The 23244-nt window shown below is 61.1% G+C and carries 26 protein-coding genes; 17 read left to right on the top strand and 9 right to left on the bottom strand.

The window, feature by feature from the left end; genetic code table 11:
• Positions 1-104: 104 nt before the first annotated feature.
• A complete protein-coding gene (bglX, locus tag EIY71_RS18755) occupies positions 105-2396 on the bottom strand; it encodes a beta-glucosidase BglX (RefSeq protein ID WP_085748217.1) in 2292 nt (763 codons plus the stop codon).
• 259 nt (positions 2397-2655) lie between these two features.
• On the opposite strand from bglX, the gene EIY71_RS18750 reads away from it, so the two are divergent.
• The 4 genes from EIY71_RS18750 (at position 2656) to EIY71_RS18735 (ending at position 5999) form a co-directional block, all read left to right on the top strand.
• Entirely contained in the window at positions 2656-3264 is a 609-nt protein-coding gene (locus EIY71_RS18750) for a LemA family protein (RefSeq protein WP_064383000.1), read from the top strand.
• 13 nt (positions 3265-3277) lie between these two features.
• A complete protein-coding gene (locus tag EIY71_RS18745; RefSeq protein ID WP_134022678.1) occupies positions 3278-4030 on the top strand; it encodes a YgcG family protein in 753 nt (250 codons plus the stop codon).
• Between the two features lie 28 nt (positions 4031-4058).
• Positions 4059-4676: a TPM domain-containing protein gene (locus tag EIY71_RS18740; protein WP_085605448.1), complete on the top strand. Its 618-nt coding sequence runs from the start codon at positions 4059-4061 to the stop codon at positions 4674-4676.
• Positions 4677-4766: 90 nt separating this feature from the next.
• Positions 4767-5999, top strand: coding sequence for an SAM-dependent methyltransferase (locus EIY71_RS18735; RefSeq protein ID WP_085747261.1), 1233 nt, complete (start codon positions 4767-4769; stop codon positions 5997-5999).
• Here EIY71_RS18735 and EIY71_RS18730 read toward each other — a convergent pair.
• The gene (locus tag EIY71_RS18730; RefSeq protein WP_085747260.1) at positions 5989-6903 is read right to left on the bottom strand and encodes a DMT family transporter; all 915 of its coding nucleotides are present in this window, start codon (positions 6901-6903) and stop codon (positions 5989-5991) included. The genes EIY71_RS18735 and EIY71_RS18730 overlap by 11 nt on opposite strands.
• Before the next feature lie 169 nt (positions 6904-7072).
• Here EIY71_RS18730 and EIY71_RS18725 point away from each other — a divergent pair, with 169 nt between their 5' ends.
• Together EIY71_RS18725 and EIY71_RS18720 are read left to right on the top strand one after the other, a co-directional pair.
• Positions 7073-7654, top strand: coding sequence for a DJ-1/PfpI family protein (locus EIY71_RS18725; protein ID WP_007957909.1), 582 nt, complete (start codon positions 7073-7075; stop codon positions 7652-7654).
• Positions 7655-7676: 22 nt separating this feature from the next.
• Positions 7677-8021 carry a YegP family protein gene (locus EIY71_RS18720; protein WP_134022676.1) on the top strand — a complete coding sequence of 115 codons (345 nt, stop codon included), beginning with the start codon at positions 7677-7679 and terminating at the stop codon, positions 8019-8021.
• A 61-nt stretch (positions 8022-8082) separates the two neighbouring features.
• Here EIY71_RS18720 and EIY71_RS18715 read toward each other — a convergent pair whose 3' ends face one another.
• The gene (locus EIY71_RS18715) at positions 8083-8964 is read right to left on the bottom strand and encodes a dihydrodipicolinate synthase family protein (protein ID WP_085747258.1); all 882 of its coding nucleotides are present in this window, start codon (positions 8962-8964) and stop codon (positions 8083-8085) included.
• 26 nt (positions 8965-8990) lie between these two features.
• Positions 8991-9773, bottom strand: coding sequence for an aldolase (locus tag EIY71_RS18710; RefSeq protein ID WP_007957912.1), 783 nt, complete (start codon positions 9771-9773; stop codon positions 8991-8993).
• 108 nt (positions 9774-9881) lie between these two features.
• On the opposite strand from EIY71_RS18710, the gene EIY71_RS18705 reads away from it, so the two are divergent.
• A complete protein-coding gene (locus tag EIY71_RS18705; RefSeq protein WP_085747256.1) occupies positions 9882-10424 on the top strand; it encodes a helix-turn-helix domain-containing protein in 543 nt (180 codons plus the stop codon).
• Here EIY71_RS18705 and EIY71_RS18700 read toward each other — a convergent pair whose 3' ends face one another.
• On the bottom strand, positions 10425-11444 hold the full coding sequence (locus EIY71_RS18700; protein WP_134022674.1) for a DUF4917 family protein: 1020 nt from the start codon (positions 11442-11444) through the stop codon (positions 10425-10427).
• Positions 11445-11599: 155 nt separating this feature from the next.
• Between EIY71_RS18700 and yiaY the strand changes: the two genes are divergently transcribed.
• Positions 11600-12748 carry an L-threonine dehydrogenase gene (gene yiaY / locus EIY71_RS18695; protein ID WP_102685897.1) on the top strand — a complete coding sequence of 383 codons (1149 nt, stop codon included), beginning with the start codon at positions 11600-11602 and terminating at the stop codon, positions 12746-12748.
• Here yiaY and EIY71_RS18690 read toward each other — a convergent pair.
• The 3 genes from EIY71_RS18690 to EIY71_RS18680 form a co-directional block, all read right to left on the bottom strand.
• Positions 12745-13911 (bottom strand): MFS transporter, encoded by a 1167-nt coding sequence (locus tag EIY71_RS18690; protein ID WP_134022672.1) that lies wholly within the window; start codon positions 13909-13911, stop codon positions 12745-12747. The genes yiaY and EIY71_RS18690 overlap by 4 nt on opposite strands.
• A gap of 17 nt (positions 13912-13928) precedes the next feature.
• Positions 13929-15164: an aminotransferase class I/II-fold pyridoxal phosphate-dependent enzyme gene (locus EIY71_RS18685; RefSeq protein WP_102717492.1), complete on the bottom strand. Its 1236-nt coding sequence runs from the start codon at positions 15162-15164 to the stop codon at positions 13929-13931.
• Between the two features lie 209 nt (positions 15165-15373).
• The gene (locus EIY71_RS18680) at positions 15374-15862 is read right to left on the bottom strand and encodes a DMT family transporter (protein WP_129972886.1); all 489 of its coding nucleotides are present in this window, start codon (positions 15860-15862) and stop codon (positions 15374-15376) included.
• Between the two features lie 78 nt (positions 15863-15940).
• Here EIY71_RS18680 and EIY71_RS18675 point away from each other — a divergent pair, with 78 nt between their 5' ends.
• From EIY71_RS18675 to EIY71_RS18640, 8 genes are all read left to right on the top strand, one after another.
• Positions 15941-16852 (top strand): LysR family transcriptional regulator, encoded by a 912-nt coding sequence (locus EIY71_RS18675; protein ID WP_178083784.1) that lies wholly within the window; start codon positions 15941-15943, stop codon positions 16850-16852.
• Between the two features lie 21 nt (positions 16853-16873).
• Positions 16874-17611, top strand: coding sequence for a hypothetical protein (locus EIY71_RS18670; protein WP_134022668.1), 738 nt, complete (start codon positions 16874-16876; stop codon positions 17609-17611).
• 35 nt (positions 17612-17646) lie between these two features.
• Positions 17647-18369: a hypothetical protein gene (locus tag EIY71_RS18665; protein ID WP_134022666.1), complete on the top strand. Its 723-nt coding sequence runs from the start codon at positions 17647-17649 to the stop codon at positions 18367-18369.
• Between the two features lie 3 nt (positions 18370-18372).
• On the top strand, positions 18373-18789 hold the full coding sequence (gene fos / locus EIY71_RS18660; RefSeq protein WP_134022664.1) for a fosfomycin resistance glutathione transferase: 417 nt from the start codon (positions 18373-18375) through the stop codon (positions 18787-18789).
• Positions 18790-18848: 59 nt separating this feature from the next.
• Positions 18849-19487: a LysE family translocator gene (locus EIY71_RS18655; protein ID WP_007957940.1), complete on the top strand. Its 639-nt coding sequence runs from the start codon at positions 18849-18851 to the stop codon at positions 19485-19487.
• 76 nt (positions 19488-19563) lie between these two features.
• Complete coding sequence (locus tag EIY71_RS18650; protein WP_134022662.1) at positions 19564-20913, top strand: bifunctional diguanylate cyclase/phosphodiesterase; 1350 nt, start codon at positions 19564-19566, stop codon at positions 20911-20913.
• Between the two features lie 118 nt (positions 20914-21031).
• Positions 21032-21187: a KGG domain-containing protein gene (locus tag EIY71_RS18645; RefSeq protein ID WP_077045875.1), complete on the top strand. Its 156-nt coding sequence runs from the start codon at positions 21032-21034 to the stop codon at positions 21185-21187.
• A gap of 75 nt (positions 21188-21262) precedes the next feature.
• Complete coding sequence (locus EIY71_RS18640; protein ID WP_134022660.1) at positions 21263-21763, top strand: DUF4142 domain-containing protein; 501 nt, start codon at positions 21263-21265, stop codon at positions 21761-21763.
• Positions 21764-21811: 48 nt separating this feature from the next.
• Here the strand turns inward: EIY71_RS18640 and EIY71_RS18635 are convergent, their stop codons facing one another.
• Positions 21812-22222, bottom strand: a complete 411-nt coding sequence (locus EIY71_RS18635; protein ID WP_102685907.1) for a low affinity iron permease family protein — start codon at positions 22220-22222, stop codon at positions 21812-21814.
• Positions 22223-22438: 216 nt separating this feature from the next.
• Between EIY71_RS18635 and tam the strand changes: the two genes are divergently transcribed.
• On the top strand, positions 22439-23209 hold the full coding sequence (tam, locus tag EIY71_RS18630) for a trans-aconitate 2-methyltransferase (protein ID WP_134022658.1): 771 nt from the start codon (positions 22439-22441) through the stop codon (positions 23207-23209).
• Positions 23210-23244 lie beyond the last annotated feature (35 nt).

Raw genomic sequence — 23244 nt, 5'->3', positions numbered from 1 at the left:
CTGGCTTGCCAGCGATAAGGCCGGCACGTTCAACATCTTCGTTGACTGTGCGTCCGCCATCGCTGGCAAGCCAGCTCCCACAAATTTTTGCAGTGTGAAAACTGTTACAGCAACTCAAAGCTCTGCTGCGTCACGTCCTGGGAATCCAGGCCGATCTGCACGTTGAACTTGCCAGGCTCGGCCGCGTACTTGAGCTGGGCGTTGTAGAACTTCAGGTCATCTTCGGTGATGGTGAAGTGCACGACCTTCTGCTCGCCGGCCTTGAGCATGATTTTCTGGAAGTTCTTCAGCTCCTTGACCGGACGGATCATCGATCCGGTGACGTCCTGAATGTACAGCTGCACCACGGTTTCGCCGTCGCGCTTGCCGGTGTTCTTGACCATGACGCTGGCGTCGAGCTTGCCGGTGGCGTTCAGGGTGGTCGACGACAGCGCCATGTCGCTCAGACTGAAGTCGGTGTAGCTCAGGCCGTAACCGAACGGGAACAGGGGACCTGTGGTGTCATCGAAATACTGCGAGGTGTAGTTGCCCGGTTTGCCCGGCGTGAACGGCCGGCCAATGCTCAGGTGGTTGTAGTAGGTCGGGATCTGGCCCACGGAGCGCGGGAAGGTCACCGGCAGTTTGCCCGACGGGTTGTAGTCGCCGAACAGCACGTCGGCGATGGCGTTGCCGCCCTCGGTGCCGCTGAACCAGGTTTCCAGAATCGCGTCAGCCTGTTCTTTCTCTTCGAGGATCGTCAGCGGACGGCCGTTCATCAGCACCAGCACCAACGGCTTGCCGGTGGCTTTCAGGGCACGGATCAGTTCGCGCTGGTTTTCCGGGATGTTCAGGTCGGTGCGGCTCGACGATTCGTGGGACATGCCACGGGATTCACCCACGGCTGCAACCACAATGTCGGCGTCCTTGGCGGCTTTCACCGCTTCGTCGATCAGCACGTTGGCCGGACGCGGGTCATCGACCACTTCCGGGGCGTCGAAGTTGAGGAAGTTCAGGTAGTCGAGAACCTTCTTGTCGCTGGTGATATTGGCGCCACGGGCGTAGATCAGGTTCGCCTTGTCGCCGATCACATTGCTCATGCCGTCGAACAGGGTCACCGATTGCGCCGGACGACCGGCGGCAGCCCAACTGCCCATCATGTCGATCGGGGCCTTGGCCAGCGGACCGACCAGCGCAACCTTCGCGGTTTTCTTCAGCGGCAGGGTTTCGTTCTGGTTTTTCAGCAGCACCAGGCTGCGGCGGGCCACTTCACGGGCGTCGGCGCGGTGCAGACGGCTGTCGGCGTAGGTGTCGGCCGGATCGTCTTCAGCCTTGCCGATGCGCAGGTACGGGTCCTTGAACAGGCCCATGTCGTACTTGGCAGCGAGCACTTCACGCACCGCGTTGTCGATGTCCTTCTGTTCGATCTCGCCGGACTTGAGCAGCCCCGGCAGCTCTTTGCCGTACAGGGTGTCGTTCATGCTCATGTCGATGCCGGCCTTGATCGCCAGCTTCGCCGCTTCACGCCCATCGCGGGCCACGCCGTGCTTGATCAGTTCGAAGATCGCGCCGTGGTCGCTGACTGCCAGGCCCTTGAAGCCCCAGTCCTTGCGCAGCAGGTCGTTCATCAGCCAGGTGTTGGCGGTGGCCGGAATACCGTTGACCGAGTTCAACGCCACCATCACGCCACCGGCGCCGGCGTCGATGGCGGCGCGGTACGGTGGCAGGTAGTCCTGGTACATCTTCACCGGGCTCATGTCGACGGTGTTGTAGTCGCGACCACCCTCGACAGCGCCGTACAGGGCGAAGTGCTTGACGCTGGCCATGATGCTGTCGGCCGCGCTCGGGGTCTCGCCCTGATAGGCCTTGACCATGACTTTGGCGATGCGCGAGGTCAGGTAGGTGTCTTCACCGAAACCTTCGGAGCTGCGGCCCCAGCGCGGGTCGCGGGAGATGTCGACCATCGGCGCGAAGGTGATGTCGAGGCTGTCGGCGGCGGCTTCTTTGGCTGCTACGCGCCCGGACTGGCCGATGGCGTCCATGTCCCAGCTCGATGCCAGGGCCAGCGGAATCGGGAATATCGTACGGTGACCGTGGATCACGTCGTACGCGAAAAACATCGGAATCTTCAGGCGGCTGCGCATGGCAGCGTCCTGCATCGGGCGGTTTTCCGGGCGGGTGATCGAGTTGAAGGTGCCGCCGATGTTGCCGGCGGCAATCTCTTTGCGGATCAGCTCGCGGGGCATTTCCGGGCCGATGCTGATCAGGCGCAACTGGCCGATCTTCTCGTCGAGGGTCATTTGTTTCATCAGGTTACTGATGAACGCATCCTTGTTTTCCAGGGGTACCGGGGTCGTGGCGGCCAGTACTTGATGACTGGCCAGGCTGACGAACAGGCCCAGCAAACACAGCTTCTTCATGAATAGTTTTCTCAAGGGCGCAAACGGCGTTACAACGCCGGCCAGCCAAAATTTAGGGAGCGACTATTGTTGTTCGGGTGTTGACGCAAAAAACGACGCCGAATAAACGCTGCCGGATCGAGCAGCGTGATCGCGCAGGGCCTCTTTTTAGCCCATCGGCCCGCCGCAATCCAGTGGCGCGGGCGATTATGCCCCAAGAGCCGACCGAGAAGGTTTCGCGCTCGTATTTTCATGAAATGTGCAAGGGAGCACCCGTCCGATGAATGTCAGTCCTGTCTACCGCTCGCGTTTGCAGGTCGCCACCTTGCTGGTGCTGGCCACGTTGTTGACTGCTTGCGGCATCAACAACATCCCGACCCTCGACGAACAGGCCAAGGCTGCCTGGGGCCAGGTGCAGAACCAGTACCAGCGGCGCGCCGACCTGATTCCCAATCTGGTGGAAACCGTGAAGGGCTATGCCAAGCACGAGGAAGCAACCCTGACTGCGGTGATCGAGGCCCGGGCCAAGGCGACTTCGATCCAGGTCGATGCCAGCACCCTCGACAACCCGGAAAAGCTCAAGCAGTTCCAGCAGGCCCAGGATCAACTGACCGGTGCCTTGAGCCGCTTGATGGTGGTGTCCGAACGTTACCCGGACCTGAAGGCCAACCAGAACTTCCTCGCCCTGCAATCGCAACTCGAGGGCACGGAAAACCGCATCGCCGTGGCCCGTCGTGATTTCATTCTGGCTGTGCAGAAATACAACACCGAGATCCGCACCTTTCCCGGTCGCCTGTGGCACAGCGTGATGTACAGCGATCTGCCGATCCGCGAGACCTTCGAAGCCACCAGCCCCGGCGCGGACAAGGCCCCGGAAGTGAAGTTCTGACGCGGTGATGCCCATGCGTGTGTTGAAGATGGGCCTGGTGCTGATGCTGTGGCTGTTCGCCGTCAGCGCCGAGGCCGAGTTGACCTTTCCGGCGCTGACCGGGCGGGTGGTGGACGACGCGCAGATGATCGAGCCGTCGGTGCGCGCACAACTGAGCCAGCAGTTGCAGGCCCACGAACAGGCAACCGGTGAGCAGTTGGTGGTCGTGACGTTGCCGAACCTGCAAGGCGCCACCATCGAGGACTACGGCGTCGAACTGGGCCGACACTGGGGCATCGGCCAGAAGGACAAGAACAACGGCGCCCTGTTGATCGTCGCCCGGGACGAGCGCAAATTGCGCATCGAAGTCGGCTACGGGCTGGAGGATCGCCTGACCGATGCCCAGAGTTCGGTGATCATCCATCAGGTGATCACGCCGTCGTTCAAGGCCGGCAACTTCAGCAAGGGCATCAGCGACGGCGTGGCGGCGATGCTGGTGGTGCTGGGCGGCAATCCGCTGGACGAACCGTCCACGGTGTATGAGTCGGCTGGCGATCCCTCGGATGATTTCGTCTCGCGCCACCCGGCATTGTTCGTATTTCTGGTGATGTTGTTCATCCTGACTATTTTTGTCTGCCAGATGCTCGGTATCCTTCCCGCCGGCCGGGGCGGCTCCGGAGGAGGGGGCGGCTTTGGCGGTGGTGGATTTGGCGGCGGCGGTGGAGGCGGGGGCTTCAGCGGCGGCGGTGGCAGTTTCGGCGGGGGCGGGTCTTCCGGCGGCTGGTGATAACAATAATGAGCAGGCACAACACGACATGGCATTACTGACTGAACACGAACAACGCAAGGTCGCCGAGGCCATCGCCCGGGTCGAGCGCGACACCGACGCCGAACTGGTGACGGTGCTCGCGGCCCGCGCCGACGACTACGCGTACATCCCGCTGCTGTGGGCCAGTCTGCTGGCGCTGGTGGTGCCGGGGATCGTGCATTACCTGACGGGCTGGCTGACGATGCACAGCCTGTTGCTGGTGCAGTGGGTCAGTTTTGTCGTGCTGTGCCTGGTGTTTCGCCTGCCCAAGGTCACCACTCATCTGATCCCGCGCCACGTTCGGCACTGGCGCGCCTCGAACCTGGCGCGTCGGCAGTTTCTCGAACAGAACCTGCATCACACGGTGGGCAGCACCGGCATGCTGATTTTTGTCTGCGAGGCGGAGCGGTATGTGGAAATTCTGGTGGATGAGGGGATTTCCAAGAAGCTGGATAACAAGAGCTGGGACTCGATTGTCGCGGCGTTTACCGAGCAGGTACGGCAGGGGCAGACGTTGCAGGGGTTTGTCACGTGTATCGAGGCGTGCGGCGAGTTACTCAAGGTGCATGTGCCGGTGACGCAGGTGAGGAATGAGTTGCCGAATCGGTTGGTGGTGTTGGGATAAGCCGTTCGGGAAATTAGCCGTGCCCTCGAACGCCATCCCCCCTAAACTAGCGTCCATTCCCGATTTGCCCGTCCGAGGCCGCTTTTTCCCATGTCCGTTACCGCTCCTTCCGCATCTGCCAAACCGGCGCCCGATCACCACGCCCGGTTCATCGAGCTGCTGCAAACCAGCCTCGAACAGAACGGCTTCATCAAACTGGTGCTGGCCAAGTACGTCGGCGAAGAAGCGGATCTGCAGCGGATCATCATCAAGCCTGTGACGGTCAAGGCGCAGCCGTGCCTGTCGTTCGTTTATCGCTACAAGACCCGCGACATCACCAAGAACCTGCCGCTGGACGAAGCGGTGACGATGATTGCCGGATTGCTGCCGGCGGCGTTCAAAAATGCGCATTTGCTGGCGCTGACGGACGAAGCCCAGCTCGAATACAGCAAAAAGGGCAAGAGCTCGCTGTTCATGAGCAAACCCCAGCAATTGCGCGAAGTGCCGTCCGCCGAGCACAACCGCGAGAAAAACCGCTTCCTCGATCTGAACCGGCCGTTCCTCAAGGATCTGGGCGTGACCAACGCCCAGCACGAGCTGATCCCGGCGATGTCGCGCAAGTGGAAGCAAATCAACAAGTTCATCGAAGTGTTCAGCCACGCATTGACCTCGTCACCGCTGGCGCTGGATAAACCGGTGCGGGTGGCGGATTTCGGTTCGGGCAAGGGTTACCTGACGTTCGCCATTCATGACTATCTGCGCAACACCCTGAAGGCCGAGGGCGAAGTCACCGGCGTCGAACTGCGCGAAGAAATGGTCAACCTGTGCAACACCGCCGCCGCGAAGCTGGAACACCCGGGGCTGGTGTTCAAATGCGGTGATGTGCGCAGCGTGGCGCCGAGCGAGCTGGACGTGATGATCGCCCTGCATGCCTGCGACATCGCCACCGACTACGCGATCCACACCGGCATCCGTTCTGGCGCCTCGATCATCATGTGCTCGCCGTGCTGTCACAAACAGATCCGCTTGCAGATCCAGAGCCCGGCGCTGCTCAAGCCGATGCTGCAATACGGCTTGCACCTGGGCCAGCAGGCGGAAATGGTTACCGACAGCTTGCGTGCGCTGTTCCTTGAAGCCTGCGGTTACGAGACCAAGGTGTTCGAGTTCATCTCCCTGGACCACACCAACAAGAACAAGATGATCCTCGCCGTGAAGCGCGCCGAGCCGGTGGACCCGACTCAGCTGCTGGTGAAGATTCAGGAATTGAAAGCGTTCTACCAGATCAGCGAGCACTGCCTCGAAACCCTGCTGCTCGCCGATGGCCTGCTGAAACTCAAGGCTTGAGCTGAACCCCGGCCGGTAATGTGCCCGGTTGAGCCGGGCGCACCGCGGTCTTGCGCCCGAGCATCACCGTCGCGATCACGCCGCAGGCGAACAGCCAGGTGATCGGCTCCACGTGTTCGCCGAAGAACAGCGCGGAAAACGCGATGGTGAAGAAGATCTGCAGCAACTGGATCTGACTGACCCGGGCAATGCCACCCATGGCCAGCCCGGCGTACCAGGCGAAGAACCCCAGGAACTGCGAAAACAGCGCGACGTAGCCGAAGGCCCACCAGGTTTTCGCCGACACCGCGCCCTGATGCTGGAAAGCCAGATACAGCACCGGGCCGATCAGCAGCGGCGTCGACAGCACCAGCGCCCAGCAGATCACTTGCCAGCCGCCCATCTGGCGGGCAAGACGCCCGCCCTCGGCATAACCCAGACCGCCTACCGCGATCGCACCCAACATCAACAAATCCCCGGCCTGAATGCTGCCGGCGCCGGTGTACAACGCATAACCCAGCACCAGCGCACTGCCCAACGCGGCGCAGGCCCAGAAGGCTTTCGACGGGCGTTCATGGGACAGCCACGCGGCGTACAGCGCCACGCACAGCGGCTGCAAACCGTTGACCAGCGCGCCATGGGACGCCGGCAAGGTCTGCATGGCCCACGCCGACAGCACCGGGAAACCGAGAATCACCCCGGCGATCACCAGACTCAGGCCTTTGACTTGCTTCCAGGTCGGCCACTTTTCCCGTCGCCACAACAACAGCGCCGCTGCCGGAATCGCCGCGAACAACGCGCGACCGAGGCCGTTGAGCAGCGGGTGCAGTTCCTGCACCACGATGCGGGTGAAGGGCAGGGTAAGGCTGAAAATCACCACGCCGAGCAGGCCGAGGGCCATGCCGGTGTTTTCGCGCGAAGACATGAGGGCAACCAGATTCGAGGGTGGCAGGGAGGTGTATTCATCTAGCCACAAACCACGGCAATCGGGCTGTTACAGCTGAGCGCAGAGTTATCCATACAGTTTGCGAACGCCATCGCGGTCCTTGGGCTACTGTGAATACTCCTGCGCATTCACCAGAGGAGTCCTGTCCATGGCCGCGAAAAAGATTCTGATGCTGGTCGGCGATTACGTCGAAGACTACGAAGTGATGGTGCCGTTCCAGGCTCTGCAAATGGTCGGGCACACCGTGCATGCCGTGTGCCCGGATAAAGCTGCCGGCAAGACCGTGCGCACCGCGATCCACGATTTCGAAGGCGACCAGACCTACAGCGAAAAGCCCGGTCACCAGTTCGCCCTGAACTTCGATTTCGCCAAGGTCGATGCCAAGGATTACGACGCACTGCTGGTGCCCGGTGGACGCGCTCCGGAATACCTGCGGCTGAACGAAAAAGTCCTCGAACTGGTGCGAGCTTTCGACAAGGCCGGCAAGCCAATTGCCGCTGTCTGTCACGGCGCGCAACTGCTGGCGGCGGCGGGGATTCTCGAAGGTCGCGAGTGCAGCGCCTATCCGGCCTGCGCCCCGGAAGTGCGGCTGGCCGGCGGCACCTACATCGACATCCCGGTCACGGACGGCCATGTCCAAGGCAACCTGGCCACCGCGCCCGCCTGGCCGGCGCACCCGAAATGGCTGGCCGGTTTCCTTGGTTTGCTTGGGACTAAAATCACCCTGTGACACATCGATAAGGAGAAACACCATGTCCGGATGGTATGAGTTGAGCAAAAGCAGCAGCGGTCAGTACAGGTTCGTGCTGAAAGCGGCGAATGCCGAAACCATTCTGACCAGCGAGCTGTACACCACACGCACGGCCGCCGAAAACGGCATTGCCTCGGTGCAGACCAACAGCCCGCTGGATGACCGCTACGAGAAAAAATCGACGAAGGACGGCCACCCCTACTTCAACCTCAAGGCGGCCAATCACCAGATCATCGGCAGCAGCGAATCCTATTCATCGGACGCGGCGTGTGCCAAAGGCATCGCCAGCGTCAAGACCAACGGGCCGTCCAAAGTGATCAAGGACAAGACACTGCCGGTGCTTTGAATCCAACACAAAACCCTGTGGGAGCAAGCTCGCTTCCACAGGGTTGGTGTGTACCTTGAAATCAGTTCAGGCTTTTGAGAATGGCCTGCAACTGATTACGCCCGGCCTCGCTCAGCGGGAACACCGGCAAGCGTGGATCGCCGACTTCCAGGTCGGTGAGTCGCAGACCGGCCTTGATCGTCGCCGGCAAACCGCCCTTGAGGATGAAGTCCAGCAGCGGCAACTGGCGGTAGAACAGCTCCCGCGCCTTGCCGAGATCCCCTGCCAGTGTGGCTTCGTACAAATCCAGGTTGAGCTGCGGGATCAGGTTCGGTGCCGCCGTGCACCAGCCTTTGGCCCCAGCAGCGAAGGCTTCCAGCGCCAGCGGGTTGCAGCCGTTGTAGAACGGCACCCGGCCTTCGCCCAGCAGTTGCAGCTTGTGCATGCGCTGGATGTCGCCGGTGCTCTCCTTGACCATGGTCACGTTTTCCACGCCGTTGACGATGCGCAGGATCAGCTCCACCGACATGTCGGTGCCGCTGGTGGCCGGGTTGTTGTAGAGCATGATCGGCACGCCGATGCTGTCGCCGATGGCGCGGTAGTGGGCGAGGATTTCCGCCTCGGTCAGCTTCCAGTAGGACGTCGGCAGCACCATCACTACGTCGGCGCCATGGGCTTCGGCGAAACGGGCGCGGCGTACCGCTTTGGCGGTGGTCAGGTCGGACACGCTGACCACGGTCGGCACGCGTTTGGCGACGTGCTTGATGCTGAATTCGGCGACCTGGTCCCACTCCGCATCGCTCAGGTAGGCGCCTTCGCCGGTGCTGCCCAGTGGCGCAATGGCGTGGACGCCGCCGGCGATCAGACGGTCGATGGAGCGGCCGAGGGCCGGCAGGTCAACGCCTTCGCCGTTGGCGCCGAACGGGGTGATGGTGTAGCCGATGATGCCGTGAATATTGGACATAAGAGTGCTCCGCAAGGATGAGGTGTTCAGTTCAGGCAATCGGCGTGCTGACGCAGGTTCTGCCGGGCGTAGTAGTTGAAGGCTGCGGCGTGGCGCTTGGGTTTCGACACCCAGTCATGCGCCTCGCGACCCAGCTCGGGGATGATCGGCTTGATCGTCCCGGCGGCCATTGCCAGCAATTGCAGTTTGGCGGCGCGTTCGATCAGTTGCGCGATGACACAGGCTTCCTCGATGGTCGTGCCGGTCGACAGCTGCCCGTGGTGGGAAAGCAGGATCGCCCGTTTGTCGCCCAAGGCCCCGGCAATCAACTCGCCTTCTTCGTTGCCCACCGGCACACCCGGCCAGCCTTCAAGGAACGCGCAATCGTCGTACAGCGGGCACAGGTCCATGTGGGAAATCTGCAGCGGCACTTCCAGCATCGACAGCGCGGCAATGTGCGTCGGGTGAGTGTGGATGATGCAGTTCACGTCCGGCCGGGCGCGGTACACCCAGCTGTGGAAACGGTTGGCCGGGTTGGCCATGCCGTGGCCTTCGAGCACTTCCAGGTCTTCGTTGACCAGCAGCAGATTGCTCGCGGTGATTTCGTCGAAACCCAGGCCCAGTTGCTGAGTGTAGTAAGTGCCCGGCTGCGGGCCACGGGCGGTGATCTGCCCGGCGAGGCCCGAATCGTGGCCGTTCTCGAACAGGATCCGGCAGGTCAGGGCCAGCTTTTGCCGGTCTGTCCACGTATTATCCGCCAGGCTTTTTTGCATCTGGGTCAGCGCTTGCTTGACCAGTTCGTCTTTGGGTAGTGCTAATGTCTTCGCCATATCCGTGTCCTGTGGTGGTTGCCATGGATGACACTTAAGAGGCTATATGACACTTTGTGTCATTGGCAAGGACAAATCGTCTTTCCTTTGCTGGATTAATCGCTTCGCATGTCTATCCGTTTGAAATTATTGAGAAAAAAACTTGGCGTAACCCTTGAGGCGCTGGCCGAGAAATCCGGCATGACCAAGAGTTACCTGTCGAAGGTCGAGCGCGGGTTGAACACGCCGTCGATTGCCGCCGCGCTGAAACTGGCCAAGGCGCTGAACGTGAAAGTCGAAGAGCTGTTCTCCGAAGACAACGTCAGCCTCGACAGCTACAGCCTGGTGCGCAGCCACGAACGCCAGTCGCTGGCGGCCAACGACCACAGCCCAGGCTACGCGGTGCTGGCTCATCAGGTCAGCGAGCGCAGCCTGCTGCCGTTCATCATTTACCCGCCGAGCGAATTCACTGACAAAACCTTCAAGGAACACTTGGGCGAGGAGTTTCTGTTCGTCCACGAAGGTCGAGTCGAAGTGGACTTCGTGAACGAACGGGTGCTGCTGGAGCGGGGCGATGCGCTGCACTTCAATGCGCAGAAACCCCATCGCATCCGCTCAGTGGGCGAGGTGCAGGCACAGTTGCTGGTGGTGGTGCACAGCAGCGAGGAGTGATCAGACCTCGACCGGCACCGACAGCTTCGGATTCCCCAGCGCATGGCTCTTGGAATCAAAGAACCGCAACTCGACGCCCGTGCCCTCGAACAGCTTCGCGTAGTGCCGCTTCTGGTGCTGGATGAACGCCGCGCTGCGCGGGTAGATCGAGATCGCCACGGTCTTCGGTTTCGCCAGACGCAGGGCGCGCACGAGGTGACTGTCCTGTTCGGCGAGGGCGTGGCCGAAGATGCACAGGTTGTCGCCGTGACCGAGTAACTGGTCGTAGCAGAACGACAGGTAATCGGAACTGCGGATGGTCTTGAGCTTGTCGGCGCTCGGCCCTTCGTTGACGAACAGCGGCACGTCGTCGAGTGTCTTGATCGTGTTGTTGATCGCGAAACTGCCGAGCAGCGTGCCCTCGGTGGCGGTCAGTTTGCGCGCGGTGCCGTCCTGATTGCGCACCAGATGCAGACCGCCGTGCAGGTACAGCAGACGCGGTTTTTCAGTGTGGCTTTCGCACAAATCGAAACTCGCATCGGGGCCGTTGAACAGGTCGTCGATCACCTCGCCCTGATGTTGCAGGGCCCAGTAATTGAGCAGGTCGTAGTTGGTGGTGAACACCGTGCGATAGCTCGCCAGTTCACTGTTCAGGGTCGCCAAAGTCGAGGCTTCGATCAGCCGCCACGGGATGTGCACCGCGTGCACGGTGTTGATCAGCGCTTCCTTGATCGCGTAGTAGCGGTTGCGCGGCGCGGCCGAGCTGACGGCCAAAGCCTTGTTGACCCGGCTGGTGGTTTTCAGCGCGCCGAGCACCTGCTCGAAGCTGCGTGTCTGCATCGCGTCGAACACGCTCAGTTCCGACGGGCTCAGGGGCTTTTCTTCCACCGTGCGGGCGTTTTCGAACAGCGAGTCGTAGCCGAAATCGTCCCACACCGCGCGACTGGCGCCGTTGCCCAGCAGCAGACCGCTGAAGTCGGTGGTGGCGCGCAACGCGTTCCAGTCTTCGAGGGTGGCGTCGACATCCAGAAAATCGCTCATTGCAGGGCACGTCTCAAAACAAAGGGGCAGATGGACGGCGACTTTATCACGAGCGGGCATTGAGCCAGATCAACATCCGCCGTGACCGATCGGTCGATCCTTTGCGCACCCGCCGAATTGCAAGCGTCGATTCGGCCCCAGCCAGGAGACGCGCCATGAGCAGCACCTTTTTCATTCCCGCGGTAAACATCATGGGCAGCGGCTGCCTCGACGAAGCGATGAATGCGATCCGCAACTACGGTTTTCGCAAGGCGCTGATCGTCACCGACGCCGGTCTGGCCAGGGCTGGCGTGGCGACCATGATTGCCGAGAAACTGGCGATGCAGGACATCGATTCAGTGATCTTCGACGGCGCTAAACCGAACCCGAGCATCGCCAACGTCGAGGCCGGGCTGGCGCTGCTCAAGGACAGCCACTGTGATTTCGTGGTGTCCCTTGGCGGCGGCTCGCCACACGACTGCGCCAAGGGCATCGCGTTGTGCGCCACCAACGGCGGGCAGATCCGTGACTACGAAGGCGTCGATCAATCGACCAAGCCACAACTGCCGCTGATCGCCATCAACACCACCGCCGGCACGGCCAGCGAGATGACCCGGTTCTGCATCATCACCGACGAAACCCGCCACGTGAAAATGGCCATCGTCGACCGCAACGTCACGCCGCTGCTGTCGGTCAACGACCCGGCGCTGATGGTCGCCATGCCGAAAGGCCTGACCGCCGCCACCGGCATGGACGCACTGACCCATGCAATCGAAGCCTACGTTTCCACCGCCGCCAACCCGATCACCGACGCCTGCGCGCTGAAGGCCATGACCCTGATCAGCAACAACCTGCGTCTGGCCGTGCGCGACGGCAGCGACCTGGCCGCGCGGGAAAACATGGCGTACGCGCAGTTCCTCGCGGGCATGGCGTTCAACAATGCGTCCCTCGGTTACGTGCATGCGATGGCGCACCAGTTGGGCGGTTTCTACGATCTGCCTCACGGGGTGTGCAACGCGGTGTTGTTGCCGCATGTGCAGACGTTCAACGCGCTGGTCTGCGCCGACCGCCTCACTGACGTGGCCCACGCCATGGGCGCCGATATTCGCGGGTTCAGTCCGGAGGAGGGCGCAAAAGCCGCGATTGATGCGATCCGTTGTTTGGCTAGAGACGTGGAGATTCCCGGCGGCCTGCGTGATCTGGGCGCCAAGTGCACCGACATCCCGGTGCTCGCCGCCAACGCCCTGAAAGACGCCTGCGGCTTTACCAATCCGCGCGCCGCGGATCAGCGGCAGATCGAGGAGATTTTCCGCAGCGCGTTTTAAGCGGGCTGGCGATCGGGCGTGAACCTCGTGCAGAGCACCGCGCCCAATGCAAGAACGCAGCACAGCATCGACAGCGGCCATGCCTGCGGACTGGCGAGCAGGCTGGCCACCGCACCGATCAGTGCGGCCATCAATTGGTGGATGAAACCGCTCAGGGCCATCGCGTAAGCGCCGGCGATCGGCGCGCCATCGTTGGCCCGTGACAGGCTGATCGGATAGTTCAGCGACTGACCGAACACGGCGACGCAGTAAGGCAGCCAAAGCAGCCAGGCCATCGAGCTGGCCAACAGGCTGCCAGCCAGCATCACGCCAGTGCCGGCCATCACCAGCCCGACCCCCAGTGTCATCAACCGGTGCTGACCGGTACGCAGCACAAAGCGATTGACCGCCAGCGCCCCCAGAAAATATGCGGCGCTGATCGGCCAGCCCAGCAACCCATATTCAGTCGCCGACCAGTTGAACGGGCCTTGCAGAATCAACGGCACAGCGCTGTTGAACGCGATGATCACCCCATAACCCAGACCGCCCGCGAGCGCCGGCAGAAGAAACGCCCGATGGATCAGGATCGTTCGGTAGACCGCCCAAGGCGAAGCGGTTGTGGACGCTTCGACGAGTTTCGGAAAATTCAGGCGCGAGACAATCGCGGCCATCAACAGGCTGACCGCCCCCAGCAGATAAAAGATCGCCTGCCAGCCCAGCGTCACCTGAATGAGCGAACCGGCGTATTGCCCGATCCCGAGCGCGACAACGAACGAAATCGAAATCCACGACAACGCCTTCGCCAGCAGATCGCCCCGAAAGCTGTCACGAATCAGTACCCGCGCCATCACCGAAATGCCGCTGGCGCCGATCCCCTGAACCAGTCGCAGCAGCAGGAACGATTCCAGCGTCGCACCCAGTGGCAGCGCCAGATTCGCCGCGCCATAAATTCCCAGCGCCGCCAGCAGCACCGGTTTGCGGCCGATGCGCTGGGCCAGACTGCCCCAGAGCAGCATCGGCAGCGCCATGCCGATCAGGTACAGCGACAAGCCCCAGGCCACTTGCGGAGCATCGACCTGCAAATGTCCGGCGATCTGCGGCAGCGCCGGCAGGTAAATGCTCATGCCCAACTGGGCGAGGAACACGGTGGAGCAGGTGATAAGCAGAATGAGGCCGGGGTTCATAAGTCGTCCGTGAAGGTTCAGCGGTGGCGATCGCTACCGTGAGTCATTAACAGGTCGGTGATCAAATCACAGAAGTGGTGGATCAGTGTCGATTCCATGTCGGCGCGCAGCGTAACGCGGATCGCGGCTTTGCCCTGGGCTACCACCGGGAAAAACACGGCGCTGGTGAAAAAACCGTGTTCGGCCAGTTCAATGGCGATTCGATTGGCCAGGGCGGCGTCGCCACAGTTGATCAAGCGGATGGCCATGGAGCTGCCGTGCTGTTCGGTGCTCAAGAGGCTGTCGAACAGGCGAATATTGGCCTGGAGCCGAACCTGCAAGGCCCTCAGTTCTGCACTGCGATGCAGCTCGATCGACGCTAGGCCCGCACCAATGGCCGCGCAATTGAGGCTTTGCGACCAGTTGCTCGGCCCGCCGTAACGCTGGATCAATGTCTTCTGCCGCTGATTGCCGAGCATCACCAGACCGCCGCTCGCCCCGAACGATTTGGCCAGCGAAGCGACGATCAGGCAGTCCTCTTCCAGTGCCGGCATTCTTGGCCGTACAAGGCCGGCACCGTTGCTGCCCACCGCCGACAATGCGTGGGAGTCGTCCAGATAAAGAAACAGGCCGTAACGTTCTTTCAGATACAGCAGGCCGTCCAGATTGGCGACGCCGCCCATGCTGTAGGCACCGTCGGCGATATAGGCGACGGTTGTGTGGCGCTGGCACACCGATTCGAGAAAATCCATGTCGTTGTGAGGGCCGGTCAGTACCTGGGTTTCGTCGGCGCAACTGGCTTTCAGGTGATTCATCGAATAGTGGGCCAAGCGGTCGAACACCATCACCGGCGGACGGTTGTGCGTGAACACGCCACTGGCCAGCAGCGGCAGGATCCCGGCGCTCGCGGCGCTGCAGGACAGACTGCTCAGACACACCGCGCCAAACAATTGCGACAGCTCGTTTTCGTACTGATCGAGCAGTGCCAGCTTGCAGCGGTTTTTCGAATTGGCAACGCGCAGTGTCCCGGTTTCACGCAGCGCCGCGATGGCGCCTTCAAGCAGGGCAGGGTGGTGGTCGAGACCCAGATAGGAGGTGGTGCAGAAATGATGAAGTTGGCGCCCGTGCTGATCAAGCAAGTGATTGCAGCCTTTGACCTCGACGTTGAGTGCGGCGATTTTTCCGGCTTCGGCGGCCTCCCAATCGTGGTCTGCCAAAGCGATGACTTTGCGGTAATTGGAGAAAGTGTTGGCGGATTCCGTCAGGTGATTCATAGGCAGCTCTCCTTGAGCAGGGCAATCCATGGGGTGTTGCAAATTGTGTGTGTTGCCAGACTTTACAGAGACCTATGCAAGGTCAGAATCGGCTGCGTCCGATAGCATTGACGGCTGTTGGAGATTTACTTGTAGGGCGAAGCCTTGCCGGGCTGTGAAGCGATGAAATGCCCGACAAGTCCGGTGCTAGAGAGCCTACGCTTGAACCCTTATCCAACGGCTGTGGCGCTCTTTTCCAGCGTCGGGGAGAACTGGATCAACGCCATTCCCGCCATCAACAACACCGCGCCGAACAGGCGCGGCAACGTCAGATGTTTCTCCACCAGCCCGAACAGTCCGAAGTGATCCAGCAAGATTGACGTGATCATTTGCCCGGCCAAAGCCAGCGCCAGAAATCCCGAAGCCCCCAGCTTCGGCAGCAACACCACCGCCAATGCGACGAAGCACACCCCGAACGCGCCGCCGGTCCACATCCACAACGGCAGCTTGCCGGCGAGGGCCAGCGACGGCAACGGTAGGCGCAAGGCGACAATCACCGGCAACAGCACCAGCACGCTCACCACCAGCGAGGTCAGCGTCGCCCACAGCGGATGCCCCAACCCGCGCGCCAGATTGATGTTGATCGCACTCTGAAACGGCACCACCGCCCCGGCAAATACCGCCAACAGCAGCAATCCGACCCACTGCATCGTTCCCATGATCGTTCTCCGGCAAGGTTTTGCTGGACTCTAGGGTATTCGTCGCGCAGATTTAAATTCTGTTTTTGTATCCGGAACATGCACCTAATGAATGATCTGCGCCGTATCGATCTCAATCTGCTGGTGATCCTCGACGCCTTGCTCGGCGAGCAGCACGTGACCCGCGCTGCCGAGCGCCTGCACCTGAGCCAACCGGCAGTCAGCCATGCGTTGGCGCGTCTGCGCGACTTGCTGGGTGATCCGTTGCTGGTGCGTGCCGGTTCGGGGCTGGTGCCCACCGCGCGGGCGCTGGAGCTGGCGGCACCGCTGGCCGAAACCCTGGCTCAGGTGCAATCGCTGCTGGCGCCGAACACCTTTGATCCTGCCAGCGCCCGTCGGACCTTTCGCCTCGCGATGTCGGACTACGGCGCGGCGCTCATCCTGCCCGGGCTGATTCGCACTCTGCGCGCGGAAGCGCCGGGCATCGACCTGCAAATCAGCCATGCCAGCCGCGAAGGCATGGTCGAAGGCCTGCTCAACGGCGACATCGACCTCGCCGCCGGCGTACTCCCCGAATTGCCCGGCGAACTGCGCAGCACGCCGCTGTTCGAAGAGCGCTACGTCTGCCTCCTGGATCGCCAGGGCCTTCCCGCCGGAGGTGTTCTCGACCTGCCAACCTATCTCTCCCGTCCCCATGTCTTACTGGAAATGCGCGGCAGCGGCACCCCGGAAATCGAACGCACCCTGACCGCCCTGCGCGAACGCCGTCGCGTCGCCATCAGCCTGCCGCACTGGAGCGTTGCGCCGCGGTTCATCAGCGGCACGGATCTGATCCTGACCGTGGCTTCGCGGGCGTTGAACGAGGTGGATGACGAATCGCTGATCGTCGTGCCGCCACCGTTTGAAATAGAGCCGTTCACGTTTGTATCGGCGTGGCACAAGCGGCGGGGCGGGGATCAGGCGTTGAACTGGTTGAATCGGCGAATTGAGCAGGGGATAGTGCGCGGCTGAAAAAACATCAAGGAGCGGGGCGTGACAGTGAAGTCTGGGGTTGTTGTGGGGCTGGCGCTTTGTGGGGCGCTGATGGCGGGGCAGGTGCTGGCTGATTGTGTGCCTGCGCCGGTGATCGGTGATCTGGATTTCTCCGTGTGCAAGCAGTGGCCGGCGTATCCGGGGTTGAACATCAGCGCGGATGCGAAATTTGAACGCAGCTCCGTGCCGGGTGGCACCGGCACGAGCGGCACTTATGATTTCAATTTATCGGTCATTAAAAGCGACCAAACGGAACCGGTTGCCACTTATCACCAAGCCTCCGCTTTCTTCTCGGGTGGGGTGGCATTGCGAGATCTCTCGCTCGATACCGCGCGCTACAAGCTCACCCCTGAGGTACGGGCGTTTGGCGTTCGCGTGCAATTCACCAATGCCTCTCGCCTCAACCCGCTTGAAGAAACGCACCTCTCTCTTTATGTGAGAGAGGGTGAAAAGTTACGTCCCGTGCTCAGTCAATTAGTGGTTTATGAGTACGGGGGTGAATGGGACGGTGATTGCGCCGGCGAGCGATATGAGACAACCAGAACGGTAGAAATTGCCAAGACCAGCTCCCATGGTTATGCCGATCTGATCATTAAAACCAAGACGACAGGGACGACCAATGTCGTTGAAGGCAATACTTGTGAAGACAAAATCAGTGTCAGCAGTCCTGAACTGACAACCCTTCACTACGACGGAAAATCGTACGTCTTGCCTAAAGGTTTCCAGGCGATCGAGTGATACAGAACCAACGCGACTTATTTCAAGGAAGAACAATGTTTACCCCAACCCGACTTCTTATCGCCCTCGGCTTTCTGGCCATCACCGCTCCAGCCCAGGCCCAGGTTTCCTGCGTCACCAAGGATTTCAACGACCAGTCAATGGCACGTTGCAAGGCATGGCCGGCTTTCAAGGATCAGGCGATTGCCCTCAAATCCACCTACGTGCCGGATGCTGGTAGTGACGATGCCGGTGTGTTTGATCTGGATCTGGCGATCATCGATACCAGCAACTGGAAGACGCTGGCGACGTATGCGAAACCCGGTGCCTACAATTCCGATGCCATTCGTTTCACCGATCTGCTGGTCGATACCGCTCGCTATCGCCTGGCCCCGGATGTTCGCGCGTTCGGGCTGCGGTCAAAGTTCTCGCACAATTCAAGCGCCATCCCCTACGAAAAAACCGACCTGACACTCTATGTGCGTGAGGGTAATAAACTGCGCCCGGTACTTGATGGCCTGGTGGTCTACAAGAATAACGGTGAGTGGCTGGAAAACTGTGTGGGTGAAGGTCAGCAAATTCGCCGAACCGTGGAAATCGGCCCGACCAGCCACAATGGCTATTCCGACCTGATCATCACCTCTAGCGGCACGGCGATGAAAACCGTCAAGGCCGGCAAGGAATGCGTTTCCCAGGATTCCCCACTGAAGAAAACCCAAATCACCCTGACCTACGACGGCAAGCAATACCTCATCCCCGAAGACCTCAGAGGTTACTGACCGATGCTCACCGGCCTCAACCACCTGACCCTCGCCGTCACCGATCTGGATCGCAGCCTCGGGTTCTACCGCGACGTGCTGAAGCTGCGAGTCGAAGCCACGTGGGACGCCGGTGCCTATCTGTCGCTCCCGGGCCTGTGGTTGTGCCTGTCGCTCGATGCGCAACGCCAACCCGAGTCCGCCGCCGATTACACCCACTACGCCTTCAGCCTTGGCGCAGCGGATTTCCCGCTGTTTGTGCAACAGCTTCGCGCCGCCAACGTGGAGGAATGGCGTGACAACCGCAGCGAAGGCGCGTCGTTCTACTTCCTCGACCCGGACGGGCACAAACTCGAAGCCCACGTCGGCGATCTCGCCTCGCGACTGTCCGCGTGTCGGCAAAAGCCTTATGCGGGGATGCGTTTTTTCAACGAGTCGTGAATATTCACAAACCGCTGGGATAGACTGGCGGCCACGTTTTCCGGGACTTGCAGGTTTTCATGACTCCATCGTTGCTAATGGCCGTGCTGGCCTCGGGTTTCATTTACGGCATCACGCCGGGGCCGGGTGTGCTGGCGGTGTTCGGTATCGGCGCTGCGCGAGGACGACGGGCCGGGGCGGGGTTTCTGTGCGGGCATCTGCTGGGCGATGTGATCTGGTGCAGCACCGCGCTGATCGCGATTGTCGGCGCCCGGGAAATCGGCAGTACCGCGTTCGATGTGCTCGGCGTACTCAGCGGCCTGTACCTGTTCTGGCTCGGCTGGCGTGCGGTGCGGGCCAAGCGCAGTAATGGCGAGCAGCCGCAGGGTGCGGCGCGTCAGCCGTTCTGGCACGGCATCCTGTTCGGCCTGACCAACCCCAAGGCTTACCCGGTGGCGGTGGCGACCTTCACTGCGCTGCTGTCGAGCCGCGCCGAACTGCTCAACTGGTCGATGCTGCCGATGCTGATCGCTTTGAGTTTCCTCGGCGGATTGCTCGCCTACGCTATCCTCATTGGCATCGTCGGGGCGCGCCAGGTGCGTACGTTGTACCAGCGCCATGAACTGGCGATCACCCGATTGTGCGGGATCATGTTCATCGGTTTTGCCATCAACGCGCTGGTGCATGCGCTGCCGGGGTTGATGCCGAACAAGGCTTGAAATCGATCGCAGGATGCGAGGTCGGGGTCAGGGACGGTGGATAAGTGCTGCATTGTCCGGACACCTTTTCTGAACCATGAAAAGCCGAAATTCCGCGCCGCTGGCGAGTTACATCGATCTGTTGCTGGACGCCGTTTGCGCGGTCGACAGGCAAGGTCGTTTCGTTTTTGTCAGCGCGGCCTGCGAGCGGATTCTCGGCTACACGCCTGACGAACTGATCGGCCAGTCGATGATTGACTACGTCTACCCGGCCGACCGTGAGCGCACCCTGGCCGCCGCGAGCGACATCATGGGCGGCGAGCCCAAGCACAATTTCGAAAACCGCTACGTACGCAAGGACGGCAGCGTCGTGCACATTCTGTGGTCGGCGCGCTGGTCGGAGGTCGATCAACTGCGCATCGCCGTGGCCCGGGACATCACCGAACGCAAACTCGCCGAATCCCGTCAGGCGGCGTTGTACGCGATCTCCGAAGCGGCGCACGCGGCGGAGGATCTGCTGGCGCTGTTCAAGCGCATCCACCTGATCATCGGCGAGTGGCTGCCGGCGCTGAACTTCTCCGTGGCGCTGTACGACGAACATTGCGCGCAGCTGAATTTTCCCTATCACGTCGACGATGACGAGTTGCAACCGGAACAACCCGGCACCGTCACCGGGCGCCTGTGTGCGGAAGTAATCCGCAGCGGCCAGCCAATCCTGCTGACCCCGGATTGCCCCCACGCGCCGCCGGAGTTCGCCGCGCTGGTGGCCGGACAGCAATCGCCGTGCTGGCTCGGCGTGCCGCTGAGTTCGAAAGACCGCACGATTGGCGCGCTGATCGTCAAAAGCCTGCCCGGCGGCGAGCGTTATACCGAGCGCGACAAGGAACTGCTGCAATACGTCTGCGCCCAGGTCGCCACTGCCATCGAACGCCAGCAACTGCACGCCCGTCTTCGACGCATGGCGCAGTATGACCAACTGACCCAGTTGCCCAACCGCGAACTGCTGCGCGACCGGCTCAAGGCTGCGCTGAACCATGCGCGGGAACGGGCCGGGCACATGGCGCTGCTATACGTCGATCTGGATCGTTTCAAACAGGTCAACGACACCTTTGGCCATGGGGTCGGCGACATGCTGTTGCAGGCGGTGGCCAACCGGCTCAAGGGCTGCGTGCGCGAGACCGACACCGTGGCGCGGATCGGCGGCGACGAGTTCGTGGTGCTGTTGCACAGCGTCCACGCCGCCGACGATGCCGACAGTGTCGCGGAAAAAATCCGACAGGTACTGGTGCAACCCATGCGCCTGGACGGGCACAACCTGCACATCGAACCGAGCATCGGCGTGGCCCGTTATCCCGAGCATGGTGATGAGGAACAGCAACTGTTTCGTCACGCCGACCAGGTGATGTACGCCGCCAAACGGCAGAATCATAAAAGGCTGGACAGCTGATTGGCGGTTCACCGTTCGTCGCGGCGACGGCAACTTTTCTAAACCTTTGGCAGTCAGGAAATTCTCAATCTAGGCGGGCACCTGCTCGCTTACGATCAATGCCAAGAGGTAGAGAATCATGCCTAACTCAAGAAACTCGAACTCGGGAAACTTCGCCAACGATCGAACGAAGGCGTCTGAAGCCGGTCGCAAAGGTGGGAAAACCACCACCACGACTGTCGACAAAGAGCCAAAAACCGACATGGGCCGCAAGCCTGCTCAGAAATCGAAGTAGTCGGCGAAGGTTGTTTTGATTGAGAGGCGGGGGCGCAAGCTCCCGCTTGAATCTGCAAAGAAGGAGGGCGCGACCATGAGCCGGATGGCCACCCGAGTACGCCACATCAGTTTTGTCAGCCTGCTGGGGTTGTTCGCCAGCAGCGCGTTTGCCCAGTCGCCCGCCGACTTCATCAACGAAGCCTCGGCCAAAGGCATGGCCGACATCGAGGCCAGTCGTCTGGCGCACAGCAAGGCCGAGTCCAAAGAGGTCAAGGATTACACCATCGTCGTGATCAACGACCGCACCACCGCCAACCAGCACCTGGCGAAAATCGCCAAGAAACTGGACCTGCCGGTGGCGCCCCGCGAAGAAGTCGCCGACAAGGCCAAGGCGTTGATGCCGGAAGTCAAAGAAGGCGCCAGTTTCGATCAGGCCTACGCCGCCAGCCAGGTCAAAGCCACGGAAGAGGCCATTCAGCAGATCCAGCAGGAGGCTCAGACCACCGACGTGCCGGAGATCAAGGCGTTTGCCGACGAGACCCTGCCAAAACTGCAGAGTCATCTGGAAATGGCCAAGGCCCTGGCCAGTCGCTAAATCCGCAGCAATAAAAAAACGGCGCTCATGGCGCCGTTTTTGCGTTCTTCAACAGTCGTTCAGATCCTGTTTCGGCTTGCTCTTGTCCCCAAGGCCTTCCAGGTCGAACACCTCGTTCTCGCCCATCGCCCGGTAATGCCGGCGCAGCGCTTCCAGCTGCTTGAGATCCAGCGACTCCAGCCCGAGCATCGCGTTCTGCGCCTCCTTGTTCACCCGCAGCAACTCATCGAGTTTCAAATGAATGATGTCGGTGTCGCGGTTCTGGGTGTTCTGAATCAGGAACACCATCAGGAACGTGATGATCGTGGTCGAGGTGTTGATGATCAGTTGCCAGGTGTCGTTGTAATCGAAAATCGGCCCGCTCAACCCCCAGAGCCCGATCAGAATCAAAGCCCCCATGAACGTCTTGGGGCTGCCGGCCCAGAGCGCCAGCGTTTGCGAAATCTTTGCGAATTTCATGGCCGTGTTCCTTGTTGGGGGGAGCTTGAAATTCAGACATCGGGGGTGGGCGGAAAATTCTACTTACAGTTTTCTGAGTCCCTGTGGGCACGGCCGAAAACAGCGTTCCCGGCGATATCGGACCTACGTAGGGGAGGGCAGATAAACACGATCGCTGTATCGTGACGGCAGCCGCTTTTCCACGTTTCGCCAGAACGTCCACGACAGGAGAACGCAATGACCTGGTCCGCCAAGCAATACGTCACTTTCGAAGATGAACGCACCCGCCCGGCCCGCGACTTGCTGGCGGCGATTCCCACGGCCGAGGCGCGTTCCGTGGTCGATATCGGATGTGGCCCCGGCAACTCGACCGAGCTTCTGGTGGAGCGTTTTCCGGGGGCGAAAGTGCAGGGACTCGACAGTTCGCCGGACATGATCGACGCCGCGCGCAAGCGTCTGCCGCAGTTGCAGTTCGAGGTGGCGGACATCGATAAATGGGCCGATGAAGGGCCGTTCGATGTGATCTTTGCCAACGCTGTTTTGCAGTGGGTGCCGGATCACGCGACGTTGTTGCCGGCACTGGCGGGCAAGTTGGCGCAGGGTGGCAGTCTGGCGATTCAGATGCCGGACAACCTCAACGAGCCGTCCCATCGGTTGATGCGTGAGGTGGCTGCCAACGGGCCGTGGGCCAGCAAACTGGCCGGTGCGGCGGGGCAGCGGACGGAAATGGCGGATGCCAGTGCTTATTTCTCGATGCTGCGGCCGCATTGCGCGCGGGTCGATGTGTGGCGCACCACCTATCACCATCAGTTGGCGGGCGGGGCTTCCGGCGTTGTCGAGTGGTTCAAGGGTAGCGGTCTGATTCCGTTTCTCAGTCCGTTGACGGAAGCCGAGCGGGCGGACTATCTGGCGCAATATCTGGCGGAGGTTGCGAAGGCTTATCCGGCGCTGGCGGATGGTTCGGTGTTGTTGCCGTTTCCGCGGTTGTTCATTGTCGCCACACGTTGAAATGAAAAAGGGCCGACTTGATCGGCCCTTTCTTT

Origin of the sequence: Pseudomonas sp. CH235 (genome assembly GCF_004368175.1) — a bacterium.
GTDB lineage: Bacteria > Pseudomonadota > Gammaproteobacteria > Pseudomonadales > Pseudomonadaceae > Aquipseudomonas > Aquipseudomonas paraglycinae.
Note: the sequence above shows the minus strand (reverse complement) of the source record. Positions and strands in the feature narration are given on the sequence as shown.